Annotated in this window: 15 protein-coding genes; 11 read left to right on the top strand and 4 right to left on the bottom strand. The window is 73.7% G+C overall.

The genetic code is table 11. The features are described 5' to 3' along the window. The first annotated feature begins 567 nt into the window (after positions 1 to 567). The 3 genes from ACIQIB_RS00075 (at position 568) to ACIQIB_RS00065 (ending at position 6,705) form a co-directional block, all read left to right on the top strand. Positions 568 to 840 (top strand): WhiB family transcriptional regulator, encoded by a 273-nt coding sequence (locus tag ACIQIB_RS00075; RefSeq protein WP_238862849.1) that lies wholly within the window; start codon positions 568 to 570, stop codon positions 838 to 840. Positions 841 to 1,068: 228 nt separating this feature from the next. Beyond that, positions 1,069 to 4,953 carry a glycosyltransferase gene (locus ACIQIB_RS00070; protein WP_400756037.1) on the top strand — a complete coding sequence of 1,295 codons (3,885 nt, stop codon included), beginning with the start codon at positions 1,069 to 1,071 and terminating at the stop codon, positions 4,951 to 4,953. 6 nt (positions 4,954 to 4,959) lie between these two features. After that, complete coding sequence (locus tag ACIQIB_RS00065) at positions 4,960 to 6,705, top strand: DUF5719 family protein (protein WP_400756035.1); 1,746 nt, start codon at positions 4,960 to 4,962, stop codon at positions 6,703 to 6,705. 68 nt (positions 6,706 to 6,773) lie between these two features. Here the strand turns inward: ACIQIB_RS00065 and ACIQIB_RS00060 are convergent, their stop codons facing one another. Beyond that, positions 6,774 to 7,226, bottom strand: coding sequence for a metallopeptidase family protein (locus ACIQIB_RS00060; RefSeq protein WP_400756034.1), 453 nt, complete (start codon positions 7,224 to 7,226; stop codon positions 6,774 to 6,776). A 163-nt stretch (positions 7,227 to 7,389) separates the two neighbouring features. On the opposite strand from ACIQIB_RS00060, the gene ACIQIB_RS00055 reads away from it, so the two are divergent. From ACIQIB_RS00055 to ahcY, 6 genes are all read left to right on the top strand, one after another. Then, a complete protein-coding gene (locus ACIQIB_RS00055; RefSeq protein WP_363613111.1) occupies positions 7,390 to 7,755 on the top strand; it encodes a DUF3499 domain-containing protein in 366 nt (121 codons plus the stop codon). 164 nt (positions 7,756 to 7,919) lie between these two features. Then, complete coding sequence (locus tag ACIQIB_RS00050) at positions 7,920 to 9,305, top strand: phosphomannomutase/phosphoglucomutase (RefSeq protein ID WP_400756032.1); 1,386 nt, start codon at positions 7,920 to 7,922, stop codon at positions 9,303 to 9,305. An 87-nt stretch (positions 9,306 to 9,392) separates the two neighbouring features. Then, entirely contained in the window at positions 9,393 to 9,575 is a 183-nt protein-coding gene (locus tag ACIQIB_RS00045; protein WP_363613107.1) for a Trm112 family protein, read from the top strand. 110 nt (positions 9,576 to 9,685) lie between these two features. Then, positions 9,686 to 10,969, top strand: a complete 1,284-nt coding sequence (locus ACIQIB_RS00040) for an SIS domain-containing protein (protein WP_363613105.1) — start codon at positions 9,686 to 9,688, stop codon at positions 10,967 to 10,969. Between the two features lie 115 nt (positions 10,970 to 11,084). Further along, positions 11,085 to 12,059, top strand: a complete 975-nt coding sequence (locus ACIQIB_RS00035) for a cation diffusion facilitator family transporter (protein WP_363613103.1) — start codon at positions 11,085 to 11,087, stop codon at positions 12,057 to 12,059. Between the two features lie 347 nt (positions 12,060 to 12,406). Continuing rightward, a complete protein-coding gene (gene ahcY / locus ACIQIB_RS00030; protein ID WP_363613101.1) occupies positions 12,407 to 13,855 on the top strand; it encodes an adenosylhomocysteinase in 1,449 nt (482 codons plus the stop codon). A 71-nt stretch (positions 13,856 to 13,926) separates the two neighbouring features. Here ahcY and ACIQIB_RS00025 read toward each other — a convergent pair whose 3' ends face one another. After that, on the bottom strand, positions 13,927 to 14,988 hold the full coding sequence (locus tag ACIQIB_RS00025; RefSeq protein WP_400756031.1) for a hypothetical protein: 1,062 nt from the start codon (positions 14,986 to 14,988) through the stop codon (positions 13,927 to 13,929). Then, complete coding sequence (locus tag ACIQIB_RS00020; protein ID WP_363613098.1) at positions 14,985 to 15,503, bottom strand: SigE family RNA polymerase sigma factor; 519 nt, start codon at positions 15,501 to 15,503, stop codon at positions 14,985 to 14,987. The genes ACIQIB_RS00025 and ACIQIB_RS00020 overlap by 4 nt, the downstream gene beginning before the upstream one ends. Before the next feature lie 120 nt (positions 15,504 to 15,623). On the opposite strand from ACIQIB_RS00020, the gene ACIQIB_RS00015 reads away from it, so the two are divergent. After that, positions 15,624 to 16,259, top strand: coding sequence for a hypothetical protein (locus ACIQIB_RS00015; RefSeq protein ID WP_363613096.1), 636 nt, complete (start codon positions 15,624 to 15,626; stop codon positions 16,257 to 16,259). Between the two features lie 33 nt (positions 16,260 to 16,292). Here ACIQIB_RS00015 and ACIQIB_RS00010 read toward each other — a convergent pair whose 3' ends face one another. Continuing rightward, positions 16,293 to 17,201: an RDD family protein gene (locus ACIQIB_RS00010; RefSeq protein ID WP_400756029.1), complete on the bottom strand. Its 909-nt coding sequence runs from the start codon at positions 17,199 to 17,201 to the stop codon at positions 16,293 to 16,295. Between the two features lie 213 nt (positions 17,202 to 17,414). Here ACIQIB_RS00010 and ACIQIB_RS00005 point away from each other — a divergent pair, with 213 nt between their 5' ends. Then, on the top strand, positions 17,415 to 18,419 hold the full coding sequence (locus ACIQIB_RS00005) for a stage II sporulation protein M (RefSeq protein WP_363613092.1): 1,005 nt from the start codon (positions 17,415 to 17,417) through the stop codon (positions 18,417 to 18,419). Positions 18,420 to 18,878 lie beyond the last annotated feature (459 nt).

Genomic DNA, 18,878 nt, shown 5'->3' with positions numbered 1-18,878 from the left:
GATGTCCTGGGGTGGGAATCGCGGGCGGCCTCTGTGCTTCCTGGGCGGCGCGCGGTGGGACTGCGGGCGCCTAGATACAGCAGGAACAGAGGCGACAACAGGAGTTCACGGCAGGGCGGAGCGCGGAACCGCTCCGGGGGCTGGCGAACTCTGACATGGGACAAAGGAGACCGCATCCCTAGGGGCGGTGTCAACTCGGGAGCTAGGACATTCGGGCGAGATCAGTCACGAACCACCGGATGGGGTGATAAATCACCCTCTATGTTTCGATGGGAAGATCGCCGGGAAGGCAGCCCGATGACCGACCTGTGGCGATGACCGTGTGTCACTCGGCGGATGGTTGCGGATGGTTCCTCGGTATCCGAGGCGTTCGGGCGGTAAGTCCGATGTGTCCAGATATGTACACTATTCGTAATGGCTTGGTGCCGGGGAGTGAATCCTGGCCCCAATACCAGAGCTCGGCTTGACTGAGCCAGAGTGACGCAACTGTAATTTCACTCGTGTCGTCCGCCGCACGAGGCAACGGCAACCACGGGGACGCCAATAGGGGCAGAGGAGGCGCGCCACATGAGCGAGCTCTTTGAGCTGTTGATCGGTGACGGCATCGAGGAGGACGAAGAGGAACTCGGTTGGCAGGAGCGCGCGTTGTGCGCCCAGACCGACCCGGAGTCCTTCTTCCCCGAGAAGGGCGGCTCCACCCGCGAGGCCAAGAAGGTCTGCCTCGCCTGTGAGGTCCGCTCCGAGTGCCTGGAGTACGCCCTCGCCAACGACGAGCGGTTCGGCATCTGGGGCGGCCTCTCCGAGCGCGAGCGCCGTCGGCTCAAGAAGAGCGCGGTCTGACCGGGTCGGCCCCTGACCCTCTCTGACTCTTCGACAACCGCACAGCAGGACGAGCGCCTCACCGTGCTGGTGGGGCGCTTTCGCGTTCCGGACATCCCCGCCGGACCGGGCGTACCGCCTCTGCACGGACACCGCGAACAACGAGGCCATCGAGAGCCGTTAGTGTGGTGCGCCATCCGGTTGCCGTTCACCGGCTGTGTCCACCGAGAACTGGGGCCCGCGCACGCGATGACCGTCTACAGCCACCAGAGCGGCTTCACCGCTGCCAGGCCGCCCGCCTATCCGCGTCACCTGGTCACCGCCGTGATCGTCTCGCACGACGGCGCCCGCTGGCTGCCGCAGGCCCTCGCCGGCCTGCTCGGCCAGGACCGCCAGGTCCAGCGCGTGCTCGCCGTCGACACCGGCTCCACCGACAACTCTCCGCAGTTGCTCGCCGACACCCTCGGCGACTGGCTCCCCGAGAGCGGCCCACTGATCCTCGGCCGCCGGGCCGGCTTCGGCACCGCCGTCGGCGAGGCCGTCGCGGGCGCCGCGCCGCTGCGCCCGGACGACCTCCCGTACCGGCTGGACCCCTCCGGCTACGACCCCGTCACCGGCGGCTGGGACGACTTCGGCGACCCGCTCGGCCACGAGGACGACCTCGGCCGCGGCGGCCCCCGCGAGACCCAGCCGGTCGAGTGGCTCTGGCTGCTGCACGACGACTGCGAACCGCAGACCGACGCGCTGCGCCGACTGCTCCAGGTGGCCGACTCCACCCCCAGCGCCGCCGTCGTCGGCCCCAAGCTGCGCAGCTGGTACGACCGCCGCCAGCTGCTGGAGGTCGGCGTCACCATCGCCCGCTCCGGCCGCCGCTGGACCGGGCTCGACCGCCGCGAGCAGGACCAGGGCCAGCACGACCAGGTCCGCCCGGTGCTCGCCGTCTCCACCGCGGGCATGCTGGTCAGGCGCGACGTCTTCGAGGAGCTCGGCGGCTTCGACCGGGCCCTGCCGCTGATGCGCGACGACACCGACTTCTGCTGGCGGGTCAACGCCGCCGGCCACCGCGTGGTGGTCGCCCCCGACGCCGTGCTGCGGCACGCCGAGGCCGCCAGCCGCGAGCGCCGCGCCATCGACTGCGGCCCCTCCCACCCGCACCGGCTGGACAAGGCCGGCGCCGTCTTCACCCTGCTCTCCAACACCAGGGGCCTGCTCTTCCCCTACGTCCTGCTGCGGCTGGTGCTCGGCACCCTGCTGCGGGTCGTCGCCAACCTGCTCGGCAAGGACCCGAAGCAGGCCTTCGACGAACTCGCCGGTCTCGGCCACGAGCTGATCCGGCTGCCCCGGCTGCTGGCCGCCCGCAAACGGCGCGCCCGCACCCGGGCCGCCGACGCCCTGGACGACCGGACGCTCTTCCCGGCGCCCGGGGCCACCGCCCGGCTCGCCGTCGAGGGCGTGGTCGGCGCGCTCGGCATCGGCGGCGGCGACGACGCCGGGGCCGGCCGGCACGGCTCGGTCGAGGCCGGACCGGGCGACGAGGAGTCCGAGGACCTGGTCGTCGAGCAGTTCACGCTGATCAAGAAGCTGGCCCGGCGCCCGGCGCCGGTCCTGTTCGCCGCCCTGCTGGTGTTCGCCCTGATCGCCTGCCGCGGCCTGCTCGGCGGCGGTGCCCTGTTCGGCGGTGCCCTGCTGCCCGCCACCGACGGCGCCTCCGGTCTCTGGGACATGTACGCCGGCGCCTGGCACCCCGTCGGCACCGGATCCACCGCCGCCGCACCCCCGTACCTCGGGGTGCTGGCGGTGCTCTCCTGGATCCTGTTCGACCACGCCGACCTCGCGGTCACCCTGCTGGTCGTCCTCTCGGTGCCGCTCGCCGCCGTCAGCGCCTACCTGGTCTCCCGGCCGCTGCTCGACTCCAAGCTGGTCCGGGCCTGGGCCAGTGCCACCTACGCCCTGCTGCCCGCCGCCACCGGCGCGCTCGCCCAGGGCCGGATCGGCACCGCCGTCCTCGCCGTCCTGCTGCCGCCGCTGGCCCGCGCCGCCGCGATCGCCGCCGGTCTCGGCATCCGCGCCGAGACCGCCGCCAAGGGCGCCCGGCCCGGCTGGCGCCCCGCCTGGATGACCGTCCTGCTGCTCACCCTGGCCACCGCGTTCGTCCCGCTGGTCTGGGCGCTGGCCGTGCCGCTCTGCCTGGCCATGCTGGCCATCGCGGTGGTCCGCGGCGGGGCGTTCGGCTCCGGCCTCGACGCGCTGCGCCTGCTCGGTCTGCGCGTCCTGCTGATCCTCGGGGTGCCGGTCCTGGTGCTCGCGCCCTGGTCGCTGCAGGTGCTCTCGCACCCCCAGCGGCTGCTGCTGGAGGCCGGCCTGCCCGGACTGCACGGCAGCGGCGCCGACGCGCTCGGCCTGGTGCTGGTCAACCCCGGCGGCGCCGGGGTGCCGCCGGTCTGGCTGTCGGCGGGCGTGGTGCTCGCCGCGCTGGCCGCCCTGCTGCGCGCCGACCGCCGCCGCGCCGTCCTCGCCGCCTGGGGCGCCGCCGGCGCCGGGATGGTCTTCGCGGTCGTGGTGGCCGGTACCTCCGTCACCCCCGCCTCCGGCGGCCCGGCCGTGCCCGCCTGGGCAGGCCCGGCCACCCTGCTCGCCGGCATCGCCCTGCTGGCCGCCGCGGCCATCGGCGCCGACGGCGCCAACGCCCGGGTGGCCGGCATCGCCTTCGGCTGGCGCCAGCCGGTCGCCGCGCTGGTGGTGGCCGCCGCCGTGCTCGCCCCGCTGGGCACCGGCATCTGGTGGGCCGTCACCGGCGCCGCCGGACCGCTGCACCGCGCCCAGTCCGCCCAGGTGCCCGCCTTCATCGCGGAGGAGGCCGGCACCACCGACCGCTCCCGCACCCTGCTCGTCACCGGCGACCCGAAGGGCGGCTCCGTCCGCTACGCCCTGGTGCGCGGGGCAGGCCTGACCCTGGGCCAGGCCGAGTCCACCGTGGACCCGGCCACCGGCACCGGGAGCGGCCTCGACAAGATGGTCGGCAGCCTGCTGGCCGGCTCCGGCGCCGACCAGGCCGGTGCGCTGGCCGGCTACGGCATCGCCTACGTGCTGGTGGACCAGCCGGTGATCGCCACCTTCAAGGACGTCCTGGACACCACCCCCGGCCTGGTCAAGGTCAACCAGGACGGCGCCGCCGCGCTCTGGCAGGTCAGCGGCACCCCCGCGACCCGCGCCGTGATCACCGCCCCGGGCACCGGCCCGGTCGTGGTCCCCTCCGGCGAGCGCGACCTCGACACCACCGTCCCGGCCGGCCCCGAGGGCCGGGTGCTGCGCCTCGCCGAGGCGGCCGTCCCCGGGTGGAAGGCCACCCTGGACGGCACCGCGCTGGAGTCCACCACCGTCGACGGCTGGGCGCAGGGCTTCAAGCTCCCGGCCGCCGGCGGCAAGCTGGTCGTCACCCGTGAGGGCAGCCTGCTGCACACCGGCTGGATCTGGGCCCAGCTGCTGCTCGGCCTGACCGTCCTGGTGCTGGCCCTGCCCGGCCGCCGCAGCCACAAGGACGACGACCTGCCCGAGGAGGTGGTGGCCGCCGCCGCGCTGGCCGCCGCGGCCCAGGCGCAGGCGCCCGCCCCCGGCAGCCGCCGGGCCCGCCGGATGGCCGAACGCGGCGAGGGCGGCGACGGCGGCCCCGACGACGGCGGGGTGTACGAGGGCCGGCCGGGTGCGATCCCGCACCAGGCCACCGGCGAGGCGCCGGTCGAGGCGGTCGAGGCGGCCGCCGCCGTCCAGGACGCCGAGCCGTACGCCGACCCGTACCAGACGTACCAGCAGGCCGACCCGTACAGCTACGACCCCTACACCGCCCAGCAGCCCGCGGCCGCCCCGTACGGCGGCCAGGGCCAGGGCCAGGGCCAGGGGTACGGCCAGGACGGCTACCAGCCGCAGGCCTACCCGCAGGGCGGCCAGCCGGGCTACGACGCCTACCAGCAGCAGGACCAGCAGTACGCCTACGACCCCTACCAGCAGGCCGAGCAGCAGCCGTGGGTACCGGGGCAGCCGCAGGCCGAGCCCTACTACGACCCGAACGACCCGAATGATCCGAACAACCCCAACGGGCCGGGCCGGTACCCGCACCACCACGGATCGGGGAGCTGACCCGCGATGAAGAAGCCCGCCTTCAAGAAGAAGCCCAAGGCCGAGGCCGTCGACGGCCGGGCCCCGGACCTCTCCCCGGAGCAGTCCGCGGCCGCCGGGTCCGCCGGATCTTCGGGCTCCGCCCGGACGGCCGCAGGGGCCCCGGGGTCGTCGGGGTCCTCCGGACCCTCCCGGGCCTCGGGGGGAACGAAGACCACCCAGTCGTTCCTGGCCGCCGCCGCCGTGCTCGCGGTGGTCTTCGGGGTCGCCGAGCTGCGCCCGCCGGCCGCGCCGGCCAAGGCCGACCAGGGCGGCACCGCCAGTACCGCGCAGGTCGAGCGGACGGCCGTGGTCTGCCCGCAGCCGCTCCAGGGCCTGACCGGCTCGACCACCCTCACCGCGTACACCCCGCCCGGCACCGGCGCCGCCACCGGCGGAGCCGGCTGGGCGGCCGACGCGGCGGCCCCCGCGACCGCTCCGACCGCCGCGCCGTCCGCCGCCCCGACCACGGCCGCCACCCCGGCGCCCGCCGCGTCCGGCGGCCCGGACAAGGGCGGCGCTCCCGCCGACGCCCGGCTGAACCTGGCCAAGCCCGGCACCCCCGTGGCCGCCCCCGCCGCCAACGGCGACACCGCCCCCGGTGCCGGGGCCGTCGCCACCGGCGCCTTCGCGCCCGGCTTCACCGTCACCCAGACCACCACCGTCACCGAGCAGCGCGGCCTGGGCCTGTCCGGCATCACCTGCACCCCGGCCGGCACCGGCTTCTGGTTCGCCGGGGCCAGCACCGCCGGCGACCGCACCGACTACGTCAGCCTGGTCAACACCGAGTCGACCGCCGCCGTCGTGGACATCAAGCTGTACGGCGACAAGGGCCTGATCGACAACGACGCCGCCAACGGCATCACCGTCGCTCCCGGCAGTTCGCAGTCCGTGCTGCTGCCGACCATCAGCAAGGGCGCGGTCACCGACCTCGCCGTGCACGTGGTCGCCCGCAGCGGCCGGATCGGCGCCGCCCTGCACGCCGCCGACGGCGGCAAGGGCGCCGACTGGATCCCCGCCTCCGCCGACCCGGCGCCCACCCAGGTGCTCCCCGGCCTGCCCGCCGACACCGCCGCCGCCCGCCTGATCGTCTGGGCGCCGCCGGAGGACGACGCCGACCTGAAGATCGAGCTCTCCGGCAAGAACGGCTGGTTCACCCCGGCCAGCAACGAGTCCATCCACGTCAAGGCCGGCATGGTGGCCGCCGTCGACCTCGGCAAGATCACCCGCGACGAGGTGGCCGGTCTGCGGCTCTCGCCCAGCGACGACAAGCACCCCACCCCGGTCGTGGCCGGCCTGCGGATCGACCGCACCGGCCAGAACGGCAAGTCGGACGCCGCCTGGCTGACCGGCACCGTGCCGGTCGGCGCCCGCGCCACCGTGGCCGACAACCGCGGCGGGGGCGCGTCCACGCTCTTCCTCACCTCCACCGGTGACGCCGCCACCGTCCGGGTCACCGCCTCGGCGGGCACCGGCGGCGGCACCCCGGCCACCAAGGACGTCGAGGTCCCGCCCGGCGGCACGGTCGCCCTCCCGGCCCCCGAGCCCGGCGGGCTGAACGGCGGCTTCGCGCTCACCGTGGAGACCGTCTCCGGCGGCCCGGTGGTGGCCGCCCGGATGCTCGCGATCCCCACCAAGGACGTGCCGATGTTCACCGTCCAGGCCCTGCGCGACGACCGCAGCAGCGTCAAGGTCCCGCAGGCCGCCCAGGACCCGGACGTCGTGCTGCGCTGACCCCGCGACACCCCGCGACACCGAGGGGCGGTACCCGGGACGAACCCGGGTACCGCCCCTTCGCGCTGTCAGTCCTCGTCGTAGCGGGGGTCGATGGCGTCCGGCGACAGCCCCAGCAGCTCCGCCACCTGCTCGATCAGGATCTCGTGCACCAGCGCCGCGCGGTCCTCCCGCGACTTCGCCCGGATCTCCACCGGCCGCCGGTACACCACGATCTGGCTCTTGCGCCCCTGCCGGCCCGGCGACACCCGGCCCAGCGGCACCCCGCCGTCCGGGTCCGGGCCGTCCGCCTCGTGCAGCGGCACCTCCTGGACGGCGAACTCGACCTCGATCAACTGCGGCCAACGCCGTTCGAGACGCTCCACCGACTCGCGCACGTAGTCGTCGAACAACTCGGAGCGGGTGAGCGAGATCGGCACCTGCGGCGGCGCCAGCGGGCCGCGCAGGCCCCTGCCGTGCCGGTCGCGGTGCCGGGGGCGGCGCGAGGGCCCCGTCGATGACTGCGGTGCAGAGCTGTCCATATCACTGCCGAGGGTAGTCCTTGGACGGTCGGAAGTGGACCACTCCGACAGCGAATAGCGCCGGGCGACGGGTGCACGGACGGGCGCGCGGAGCGCGACACGGCACACCCTCCGGGCAGGCGGTCTTCGCTCCCCGGCGGGGAGTGCGGTACCGTCCACCCTCGTGAGCTCTGTACGTCGTTGTTCGCGGACCGCGTGCGGCCGGCCGGCCGTCGCGACGCTGACGTACGTCTACGCGGACTCCACCGCCGTGCTCGGCCCGCTCGCCACCTATGCCGAGCCGCACTGCTACGACCTGTGCGCCGAGCACGCCGAGCGGCTCACCGCCCCGCGCGGCTGGGAGGTCGTCCGGCTCGCCGCCGAGGCCGGGCCGCTGCGCCGCAGCAGCGACGACCTGGAAGCGCTCGCCAACGCCGTCCGCGAGGCCGCCCGCCCGCAGACCCCCCGTCAGGGCCGCGGGCCCGCAGGCGAATCCATCGAAGGCAGCCGCCGCGGCCACCTCCGCGTGCTGCGCTCGCCCGACAACTGACGCCCGGCCCGGACCACACCGCGCACGGACCGTTGGTCCGGCCCCGGTACGCTGCCCGTCTACCGCCGACCGAACGGCGCGGTACCCCGACCTATCGTGACCGGGGGCGACCAGCCCGCCGATCACACGCACACCGATCAGACAGAGACCAGGGTGGAGCCGCAGTGCGCGACCTCAAGCAGCTCGTGAAGGCGTACGACGTACGAGGCCTTGTCCCGGACCAGTGGGACGAGACCCTCGCGCGCGCCTTCGGCGCCGCGTTCGTGCAGGTCACCGGAGCGACCGCGATCGTGGTCGGCCACGACATGCGGCCCTCCTCGCCGTCCCTGAGCCGGGCCTTCGGCGAGGGCGCCGCCTCCTACGGCGCCGACGTCGTCGAGATCGGCCTCTGCTCGACCGACCAGCTGTACTACGCCAGCGGCAAGCTCGACCTGCCCGGCGCGATGTTCACCGCCAGCCACAACCCGGCCCAGTACAACGGCATCAAGCTCTGCCGCGCCGGCGCCGCCCCGGTCGGCCAGGACACCGGCCTGGCCGAGATCCGCGAGCTGGTCGAGTCCTGGACCGGCGAGGACGACACCGTCACCGTCCCGGCCGTGGACGTCAAGCCCGGCGCCCTGTCCGCGCAGGACACCCTGCGCGGCTACGCCGACCACCTGCTCGGCCTGGTCGACCTCAGCACGATCCGCCCGCTCAAGGTCGCCGTGGACGCCGGCAACGGCATGGGCGGCCACACCGTCCCCACCGTCTTCGACGGCCTGCCGATCGAGCTCGTCCCGATGTACTTCGAGCTGGACGGCACCTTCCCCAACCACGAGGCCAACCCGCTCGACCCGAAGAACCTGGTCGACCTCCAGGCCAAGGTCCGCGAGACCGGCGCCGACCTCGGCCTCGCCTTCGACGGCGACGCCGACCGCTGCTTCGTCGTCGACGAGCGCGGCGAGCCGGTCTCCCCGTCCGCCATCACCGCGCTGGTCGCCGTCCGTGAGATCGCCCGGGCGAAGGCCGCCGGCGAGGACGAGCCGACCGTCATCCACAACCTGATCACCTCCTGGACCGTCCCCGAGGTGGTCCGCGAGCTCGGCGGCAAGCCGGTCCGCACCCGGGTCGGCCACTCCTTCATCAAGCAGGAGATGGCCGTCACCGACGCCGTCTTCGGCGGCGAGCACTCCGCGCACTACTACTTCCGCGACTTCTGGCGCGCCGACACCGGCATGCTCGCCGCCCTGCACGTGCTGGCCGCCCTCGGCGGGCAGGACGGCACGCTCTCCGCGCTGACCGCCGAGTACGACCGCTACGCCGCCTCCGGCGAGATCAACAGCACCGTCGCCGACCAGGCCGACCGCTCGGCCGCCGTCCGCGCCGCGTACGCCGGCCTGGAGGGCACCACCGTGGACGAGCTGGACGGCCTCACCGTCGCCGGCCCCGACTGGTGGTTCAACCTGCGCGCCTCCAACACCGAGCCGCTGCTTCGCCTCAACGTCGAGGCCAGGGATCCGGCCAGGATGGCCGAGCTGCGGGACGGCGTGCTCGCCATCGTCCGCGCCTGACGCACAACCCGCGTGCCCCGGCCGGTAGGGTTTCCTCCTGGCCGGGGCACCGCCGTGCCACCCCCGAGATCTGGAGCCCGACACCTCATGAAGCTCGAATCCTTCCTGCTGGAGATCCTGGTCTGCCCGCAGTGCCGGGCCGCGCTCACCGAGGGCGGCACCGAGGAGCAGCCCGAACTGGTCTGCACCGGCGAGACCTGCGGCCTGGCGTACCCGGTCCGGGACGGCATTCCGGTGCTGCTGGTGGACGAGGCCCGCCGCCCGGCCTGATCCTTGGGGCGGACACCTCGGGGCGGACGGTCCGGGAGCGGACGCCCGCACCCGTCGGCCGCACCACCGCTCAGCCCGCAGCGCCCAGCCAGCAGCCGGAGGCCCGCCGCATGCTCGACGACACCCTGCTCGACGACCCGGCCGCCCTCCAGCGCGCCGACCACGACCGGGCCCTGCTCGCCCTGGCCGGCTCCGGCGCCCGGGTCCGCACCGCGCTGCGGCTCGCCGAGGCGGCCGGCGTCGACCGGCTCCGCCCGGACGGCCGTCCGCGCGCCGTCCTGGTGGCCGGCCACGGCAGCGCCCTGACGGCGGGCGAGATCCTCGCCGTCCTGGCGGGCACCGCCAGCCTGGTCGCCCCGCTGCCGCCGACCGACGTCGCGGCCGTGCCACGGGTGGACCGCGCCACCGCGCCGCCGGTCTTCACCGCCGGGCTGGCCTGGCAGCTCCCCGGCTGGGTCGGGCCGCTGGACCTGCTGGTCATCAGCTCCGCCGACGGCGGCGAACGGGGCCTGATCGGCCTCGCCGAGCAGGCGTACGCGCGGGGCTGCGCCCTCGTCGTCACCGCCCCCGCCGGCAGCCCGCTGGCCGAGGCCGCCCTCCAGGTGCGCGCGCTGCCGCTGCCGTACGTGCCGTCCAACCTCCCCGAGGCCGAGACGCCGCCGGGACCGTCCGCCGAGCCGGACCTGCCGGCCGAGGACCCGGCCGCGCTCTGGGCCCACCTCACCCCGCTGCTCGCGCTCGCCCAGAAGCTCGGGGTCACCCAGCTGCCGTACGACGCGCTGCCGGCCACCGCCGACCTGCTCGACGCGACCGCCGTCCGCTGCCGCCCGGACGCCGCCGCGTACACCAACCCCGCCAAGAGCCTGGCCGCCCGGCTGGCCGGGACCGTCCCGCTGCTCTGGGCCGAGGGGCCGGTGGCCGGGGCCGCCGCCGGCCGGTTCGCCGCCCAGCTCGCCGACCGGGCCGGGCGCCCGGCGCTGGCCGGGCCGCTGCCGCAGGTGCTCACCGCGCACCGCGGCATGTTCACCGGCCAGCTCGGCGCGGGCGCCGACCCCGACGACTTCTTCCGCGACCGGGTGGACGAGCCGGACCCGCTGCACCTCCAGGTCCTGCTGCTGCGCCACGTCCCCGGGGGTGTGGGCGGGTCCGGTGGTCCGGGCGGTCCCGGTGATCCCGGCGAGCAGGACGGCGGCGGCCCGGTCGAGGTGCCGGAGGACGACGAGGGCCCGCGCGGGTTCGGGGCCTCCCGGGCGCACCGGCTGGCCGCCGCCCACGACGTCCGGCTCACCGAGTACGCCAGCACCCGGCCCGATCCGCTGCACGCGCTGGCCGACCTCGTGGCCCTCACCGACTTCGCCGCCGTCTACCTGGGGCTCGCGGCGGTGCAGTCCTGAGGCCGTTCCCGGTGGCCCGGTACCGTATGCGCTCGACGACTCCGACCGGGACGGATCCGGCGGAGCGGAGCGCGGGCTGTGTGGACGGCCCCCCGACGGAGGGACCCTCCTCAGCATGAGCACCGAAGGCGGTACCAAGGCACTGGTCGCGGCCCTGTCCGCGAACCTTGCGATCGCGGTGGCCAAGTTCACCGCCTTCGGCTTCACCGGCTCCTCCTCGATGCTGGCCGAGGGCGTGCACTCGGTCGCCGACTCCGGGAACCAGGTGCTGCTGCTGATCGGCGGCAAGCGGGCCCGCCGGGAGGCGGACGAGGAGCACCCCTTCGGCTACGGCCGCGAGCGCTACATCTACGGCTTCCTGGTCGCCATCGTGCTGTTCAGCGTCGGCGGTCTGTTCGCGATCTACGAGGGCTGGCACAAGATCAGCCACCCGGAGGAGCTGGACTCCTGGTACTGGGCGGTCGGCGTGCTGCTCTTCGCCATCGGGATGGAGGGCTGGTCCTTCCTGACCGCGATGCGCGAGTCGGCGAAGGCCAAGGGCGGGCAGGGCTGGGTGCAGTTCATCCGTACCGCCAAGGCCCCCGAGCTGCCCGTGGTGCTGCTGGAGGACGCCGGCGCGCTGATCGGTCTGGTGCTCGCGCTGCTGGGCGTCTCGCTCACCGTGATCACCGGGGACGGCGTCTGGGACGGCGCCGGCACCCTCTGCATCGGCATCCTGCTGGTGGTGATCGCCGTGGTGCTGGCCCTGGAGACCAAGTCGCTGCTGCTCGGCGAGTCCGCCGACAAGGACTCGGTCCGCAGGATCCGCGAGGCGCTGGTGGACCACGACTCCGTCACCCGGGTCATCCACATGCGGACCCTGCACCTGGGCCCGGAGGAACTGCTGGTCGCCGCCAAGATCGGGGTGAACGCGGAGGACACCGCCGCCCAGGTGGCCGAGGCCATCGACGCCGCCGAGGCACGGGTCCGCCAGGCCGTCCCGATCGCCCGGGCGATCTACCTGGAACCGGACGTCTACAGCGCCGAGAAGGCCGCCCAGGGTGACGACCCGGCGGCCACCCCCGGCGGCCCGGGGCTCACGGCGCACTGACGATATTTCGCCCAAAGTCCTTGGGCCGGGCTCTCGTTCCGCTGGAGAGCGGGGCCTCCCCAGGCCGAAAAACGGTCATCCCGAGCCGCCCGTCCGGACCGCCGGTGTAGATTCGTCACCAGAGCCAGAACGTCGCTGCTGATGGCGGTCGATCGGCGGTCCGCACTCGTGCGGGTGCCCGCCGGTCGAGGGAGAGAGGTCCTCCGACGGTTTGTGCTGCGCAGCAGGGAGCCGGTCCTCCACGGACCGGGCACCCCGGCGTTGCCGCGCACCCGTGCAGCCCCGCCGTGCCGCAACGCACTCCAGGACCGTGGCCATGCCCCACCCCATCAGCGAGGAGCAGACGTATGTCGACCGACATCACCGGTGACTTCAAGGTCGCCGACCTTTCCCTGGCGCCGTTCGGGCGCAAGGAGATCCAGCTGGCCGAGCACGAGATGCCCGGCCTGATGGCGATTCGCGCGGAGTACGCCGCTTCGCAGCCGCTGGCCGGCGCCCGGATCACCGGTTCGCTGCACATGACCGTGCAGACGGCGGTGCTGATCGAGACCCTGACGGCGCTGGGCGCCGAGGTCCGCTGGTGCTCGTGCAACATCTTCTCGACCCAGGACCACGCGGCCGCGGCGATCGCGGTCGGTCCGGAGGGCACCCCGGAGAACCCGCAGGGCGTGCCGGTGTTCGCCTGGAAGGGCGAGACCCTGGACGAGTACTGGTGGTGCACCGAGCAGGCGCTGACCTGGCCGAACGGCAAGACCCCGAACATGATCCTGGACGACGGCGGCGACGCGACGCTGCTGATCCACAAGGGTGTGGAGTTCGAGAAGGCCGGGGCCGCGCCGGACCCGTCGACCGCGGACAACGACGAGTTCCGGATCATCCTGGAGCTGCTCAACCGCACCCTGGTCGAGACGCCGAACAAGTGGACCGAGGTCGCCGCCACGATCAAGGGCGTGACCGAGGAGACCACCACGGGCGTCCACCGCCTGTACGAGATGCACCGTGACGGCAACCTGCTGTTCCCGGCGATCAACGTCAACGACTCGGTGACGAAGTCGAAGTTCGACAACAAGTACGGCTGCCGGCACTCGCTGATCGACGGCATCAACCGCGCCACCGACGTGCTGATCGGCGGCAAGGTCGCGGTCGTCGCCGGCTACGGCGACGTGGGCAAGGGCTGCGCGGAGTCGCTGCGCGGCCAGGGCGCCCGGGTGATCGTCACCGAGATCGACCCGATCTGCGCGCTGCAGGCCGCGATGGACGGCTACCAGGTCGCGACGCTGGAAGACGTGGTGGAGACGGCCGACATCTTCATCACCACGACCGGCAACAAGGACATCATCATGGCCTCGCACATGGCCCGGATGAAGCACCAGGCGATCGTGGGCAACATCGGCCACTTCGACAACGAGATCGACATGGCCGGTCTGGCGAAGCTGCCGGGTGTGGTGAAGACCGAGGTGAAGCCGCAGGTCCACGAGTGGCGCAAGGAGGACGGCCGGACGATCATCGTGCTGTCCGAGGGGCGTCTGCTGAACCTGGGCAACGCGACCGGCCACCCGTCGTTCGTGATGTCCAACTCCTTCGCGAACCAGACGATCGCCCAGATCGAGCTGTTCACGAAGACCGAGCAGTACCCGATCGGCGTCTACGTGCTGCCGAAGCACCTGGACGAGAAGGTCGCGCGGCTGCACCTGGACGCGCTGGGCGTGAAGCTGACCACCCTGAGCCAGGACCAGGCCGACTACATCGGCGTCCCGGTCGAGGGCCCGTACAAGGCGGACCAGTACCGCTACTGATCCGTTGACCCGACGGCCGCGGCCGGTGCCCCTGCTCAAGGGGTGCCGGCCGCGGCCGCGTTCAGCGGGTGTCAGCGCAGGACGTCGGTGACCCAGGTGCTGTCGTCGAGCCCGAGCGCCTGGATGCGGTCGAGCACCGCCGGCACGCCGCCGAGCCGCTCCAGCGACGGCGGCGGGTCCTCCGTCATCTGGGCGCAGACCCGCACGCCGCGGTCGACCGAACAGAGCGGCACGTAGCGGCCGTAGCTGCCGGGGGTGGTGGGAGTGGGGCTCGGCCCGGGCACGTCCGGCCTCAGGGTGACCGCGAGGGTCCGGCCGTCGACCCGGAGCACCAGATCGAACGACCAGTCGTCCGTGCCCGGATCCGACCGCAGGAGGCGCGCCTCGGCCACCTTGACCACGCCGGGCAGGTCGGTGATCCGCAGCGGCAGGGGGACGTCCCAGTGCCCGTACCGGACGTCGGCCGCGACCCGGTGCAGGACGTCCCGGGAGACGTCCTCCGGCCGGCCGCCGTGGGCCGTGATCTCCGCCCAGCGGCCCGAGGGCGTCAGCCAGCGCAGCATCACGGCGTTGGGTTCCCGGTCACTGAGGGGGAGCGCCCAGTAGGCCTTCTTCCCGTTGACCGGCGGGGCCTCCTCCTCGGCCAGTGGCCATCCGCCCGGATCCTTCTCCACGGGCTCGGACCCGGCCGGGTAGAGCGAGAGCAGGATCTGGGGGGCATCGGACCCCTTGCCCCGGGCCGCGATGTGGCCGTCGGCGTCGGACGGGCCGATGATCTCGGCGTCCGGCGGGTTGTAGCTGATGCCGGTCCGGCCGCCGACCCAGTCCGGCAGCCAGCCGAACTGGACCTCCGTGGTGAGCGGATCGGCACCGAGGTACGTCATGGGCGGTGACGGGGAGACGACCGGCACGGCGGGCGCCGGGGCGCCACCGGGCGCCTGGAGGAGCAGTGAGGCGGCCAGGGCCACCACCGTGGCGGCGGCCGCAGCCCCGACGGCGGCCCGCCGCCGGCGGCGCAGCCGGGCCCGGCCCTGGACGATCGCCCAGGCGGTGTCGAGGGCGGTGGGCGGTGCGGGCTGGTCGGCCAGGGCGATCAGCTGCTCGGTCAGGTCGCGAGGCTCGTCGGTCGTCATGGCGTCCTCTCGGTGGCGACGGGGAGGGCGGCGAGGGTGTGCCGGAGCGTCGCGAGGCCGCGCGAGGTCTGGCTCTTGACGTTGCCCGACGAGCAGCCCATCGCCTCGGCCGCCTGGTCGACCGTCAGATCGCAGTAGTAGCGGAGCACCACGGTGGCCCGCTGGCGCGGGGGCAGCGTGGCGAGGGCCTGCCGCAGGTCGAGAGAGGCGTCGAGGTCGGGGCCGACGGCGGCCGCGTCCAGCTCCCGGTCGGTGCCGCTGCGGGTGGTCCGCCGCCACCAGGGCGAGCGCTGCTCGGCCAGGAAGATGTTGACCAGCACCCTGCGGGCGTAGCCGTCGAGGTTCTCCATCCGTCCGGCCCGTGGCCAGTTGATGTAGAGCCTGGTCACGCTCTCCTGGACCAGGTCGTCCGCGCGGTGCCAGTCCCCGCACAGCAGATAGGCGACCTTGCGCAGCCAGCCGCTCCTGGTCGCCACGTACTCGGTGAACTCCGTTTCGCGTGCCTGCCCCGCCATCCCCGCCCCCCTTCCTCCGGATCGGAGGCGCGGATCCGCGCCGCCCACCCCCCTAATGCGGGCACCCGCCGTAAACGTTGCATGCCGACCGGGCCGGACCGCCCACGTAGGCTTCGGACCATGCCCAACGGCCGGTACTCGCTCCACGACACCCATGACCACGTGCTGCTCGGGGAGGAGCGCTTCAGCTGCGCGCCCGGGCCGGCCGGCTGGCGGTACGTCTCCAAGACGTACGGGCCGGACGGCCAGGTCGTCGGCACCGTCGACCTGACGCTGGACTCGCGCAGCCGTCCGCTGCGGATGGAGCTGCGGGCGGGCGGCTGGCAGGTGCGCGGCGGGGCCGTCGACGGGGTGGCGTGGGTGCGCACCGACGCGGCGGACCCGGCCGGGGAGCATGCGACGGAGGGCCACGACCGAGCGCACGGCTTCACCGGGCGCTCGCCGGCCTTCCTGGTCGCGACCGCCCGGCTGCTACGGCTGGGGGAGGGGGCCAGTGCGCGGGTGCGGCTGGTCGCGTTCTCCGAACCGGTGCTGGCGCCGCGCACCTTCGACCAGGGGTGGCTGCTGGAGGGGGTGGAGACGCACCGGACCGACTCGGGGCCGCTGCTGGTCGAGCGGTACCAGGTGGCCGACCTGGAGACGGGCGAGCAGCAGGTGGTCCACCTCGCGGGGGACGTGGTGCTGGCGGCCGCCGGGGTCGAGCTGGAGGAGCTGGCGTCGCCGCCGAACGCCTGGCCGGCCGAGTTCGGGGGCTGAGCGGCGGTGGGCCGAGCGGTTGAGCCCGGGGCGTCAGGCCGGCGGGGCGAAGCCCGTGCCGGGGGACTGCGGTGGGGCGGGGGCGGGCGCCGCAGGGGCCCCGGTCGCGCTGGGCGCCGTGGGAGCCGCAGGGGCGGTGGGTGTCGCGGGGGCGGCCGGGGCCGGCTGCCGGTACGACGCGTGGCCCTGCGCCCTGGTCCACTCCCGGCGCTGCCGCTCGGTCAGCACCGCACCGAGGTAGGCCGCCGGGTGCAGCCCGTACGGGACCGGGTGCCCGGTGCGGGCGGAGAGGTCGTCGGCGAGCCGGGCGGACATCTGGTGCGCCACCGCCGGGTCCAGCTCGCCGATCCGCCCGAGCAACTGGCGGACCGCCAGCCAGAGCGGCTCCGGCACGGCGGAGAGATCCATCGCGACCAGCTCGGCGCCCATCGCCTGCAACAGCTGCGGGTGCACCACCGGCAGGGCGGTCGCGGCGCCGCCGCCCGGCACCCGCTCGCGGACCACCAGCGTCCCCGCGAAGATGTCGCCCAGTCGCTTGCCGTCCGAGGACACCGCCGAGCAGATCGCGGCCGGCACCCCGCTCAGCGCGACGATCTCGAAGAAGCCGACCAGGCCGCGCACCAGCGAGTGCCGGAACCGCACCGGCCCGCCGTCGCTGCGTACCACCCGCAGGCCCAGGGCGGCCTTGCCGAGCGAACGTCCGCGGGTGAGGGTCTCGACCATGACGGGCAGGGCGACCATGAAGAACACCAGCAGCCCGAGCGTGAGGGCGGCGAAGGCCGCGCTGTCGAGCCCGGTGAGGACGATGCCCAGGATCAGGGACGACAGCACCAGTGCGGCCGACTGCACGATCAGGTCCAGTGCGATGGCCAGCGCCCTGCTGGGAAGCTTCGCCGTGCGCAGGCCGAGGACGACCGCCTCACCCGTCACCAGGTCGCTCAAGACACCCGTCCGTTCCCATTGGTGGTCCGTGGGGGAGGGGACGTCCGTCGGATCGTCCCCCACGACCCCGATCTGCAGTCGTCAACATACGGGGCCGCGCACCCGTGCGGGAAGTGAGGTCCCGGCGGCCGGGGCGGCCCCGTCGGCTGGCATGCTGGGCCGCACCTGCACCCGACTGCCCCGCGCGCCCCGCGCCGACCCTGGAGCCGCCGAATGGACCTGGACGTCTTCGTCGCCACCCACCAGGGGGAGTGGGCCCGGCTGGACGCCCTCGCCAGGAACCGCCGGCTCAGTGGTGAGGAGGCCGACGAGCTCGTCACCCTCTACCAACGCGCCACCGGCCACCTGGCCAAGGTCCAGGCCGCCGCGCCCGACCCCACGCTCGAAGGCCGGCTCACCAGCCTGGTCTCCCGGGCCCGCGACGCGGTCACGGGCAGCCGCAGCAGCGGCTGGCGGGACGTCGCGCGGTACTACACGGTCAGCTTCCCGGCCGCGCTCTACCGCTCGCGCCGCTGGTGGCTGCCGGTCGCCGTGCTCTCTCTGCTCGCCACCGCCGTGGTCGCCTGGTGGGTGGCCGCGCACCCGGAGGTCCGCAACAGCCTGGCCACGCCGGAGACGCTGCGGGAGATGACCAGGCCCGGCGGCGAGTACGAGGCGTACTACTCGGACCGCCCGGCCGGTTCCTTCGCGGCGCAGGTCTGGACGAACAACGCCTGGATCGCGGTGCAGTGCCTGCTCTACGGCATCGCGCTCGGCATCCCCGTGCTCTTCGTGCTGTGGACCAACGTCCTCAATCTCGGCCTCGGCATCGGCCTGATGGCCTCGGCGGGCCGGCTCGACGTCTTCCTCGGCCTGCTCATTCCACACGGCCTGCTGGAGCTGACCGCCGTCTTCGTGGCCGGCGGCCTGGGCCTGCGCCTCGGCTGGACGATCATCGACCCGGGCCCGCGCACCCGCGGGACGGCGCTGGCCGAACAGGGCCGGTCCATCATCGGGATGGCCATCGGCCTGACGACCGTTCTGGCCGTCTCCGGTGTCCTGGAAGCCTTTGTGACCCCGTCCGGCCTTCCCACCTGGGCGCGTATCGCGATCGGAGCCGCCGCGGAGGTGGCGTTCCTGTTGTACGCCCTCGTCCTGGGCCGGAAGGCCGCCGCGGCCGGCGAAACCGGCGATCTGGACGCGGCCGACCGGGCGGACCTGCAGCCGGTCGCGGCCTGAGCCGATGTGATCCACAGGCCTCTGACCTGGTACTGTTCTCACATCCCAGCAAAACCATTGACGTGGTGGCGGTGGGCTAGTAGGTTTGAACGGTTGAGACCGACTGGACAACGGTCGGGCTCGGGCGCTAGTGTCTACGACACCGCCGAACGAGGCCAGCGTGTTTTACGAATGCGCTCCCTCCGACGAGGTAAATTCCGGAACTGAGCACACCGAAAGCTTTGATAAGCTTCGGAGCGAAGTGAAGGAAATCCCCCCAGCGGGAATTCAGAGAAACAAACGCCGGTCAAACCGGCAGCGCGGATCTGATAAGCTGGGAACACGAAAGAACGAAGCGCCCGGAGGGCCCGCTGGAAGGCGGACTGAAGGAAGTGTCCGTTCCTTGAGAACTCAACAGCGTGCCAAAAGTCAACGCCAGATATGTTGACATCCCCGGCCTCGGATTGTTCCGGGGTTGGA

Origin of the sequence: Kitasatospora sp. NPDC092286 (assembly GCF_044755565.1) — a bacterium.
GTDB lineage: Bacteria > Actinomycetota > Actinomycetes > Streptomycetales > Streptomycetaceae > Kitasatospora.
The sequence above is the reverse complement of the archived record's forward strand: the minus strand, read 5'-3'. Positions and strand labels throughout refer to the sequence as shown.

Bases quoted from the DNA above. Each gene is read 5' to 3' on its own strand.
- ACIQIB_RS00075 (WP_238862849.1), top strand. From the start codon at position 568: ATGAGCGAGCTCTTTGAGCTGTTGATCGGTGACGGCATCGAGGAGGAC.
- ACIQIB_RS00070 (WP_400756037.1), top strand. From the start codon at position 1,069: ATGACCGTCTACAGCCACCAGAGCGGCTTCACCGCTGCCAGGCCGCCC.
- ACIQIB_RS00040 (WP_363613105.1), top strand. From the start codon at position 9,686: ATGCTCGACGACACCCTGCTCGACGACCCGGCCGCCCTCCAGCGCGCC.
- ACIQIB_RS00015 (WP_363613096.1), top strand. From the start codon at position 15,624: ATGCCCAACGGCCGGTACTCGCTCCACGACACCCATGACCACGTGCTG.
- ACIQIB_RS00065 (WP_400756035.1), top strand. From the start codon at position 4,960: ATGAAGAAGCCCGCCTTCAAGAAGAAGCCCAAGGCCGAGGCCGTCGAC.
- ACIQIB_RS00020 (WP_363613098.1), bottom strand. From the start codon at position 15,503: ATGGCGGGGCAGGCACGCGAAACGGAGTTCACCGAGTACGTGGCGACC.
- ACIQIB_RS00035 (WP_363613103.1), top strand. From the start codon at position 11,085: ATGAGCACCGAAGGCGGTACCAAGGCACTGGTCGCGGCCCTGTCCGCG.
- ACIQIB_RS00060 (WP_400756034.1), bottom strand. From the start codon at position 7,226: ATGGACAGCTCTGCACCGCAGTCATCGACGGGGCCCTCGCGCCGCCCC.
- ahcY (WP_363613101.1), top strand. From the start codon at position 12,407: ATGTCGACCGACATCACCGGTGACTTCAAGGTCGCCGACCTTTCCCTG.
- ACIQIB_RS00045 (WP_363613107.1), top strand. From the start codon at position 9,393: ATGAAGCTCGAATCCTTCCTGCTGGAGATCCTGGTCTGCCCGCAGTGC.
- ACIQIB_RS00025 (WP_400756031.1), bottom strand. From the start codon at position 14,988: ATGACGACCGACGAGCCTCGCGACCTGACCGAGCAGCTGATCGCCCTG.
- ACIQIB_RS00005 (WP_363613092.1), top strand. From the start codon at position 17,415: ATGGACCTGGACGTCTTCGTCGCCACCCACCAGGGGGAGTGGGCCCGG.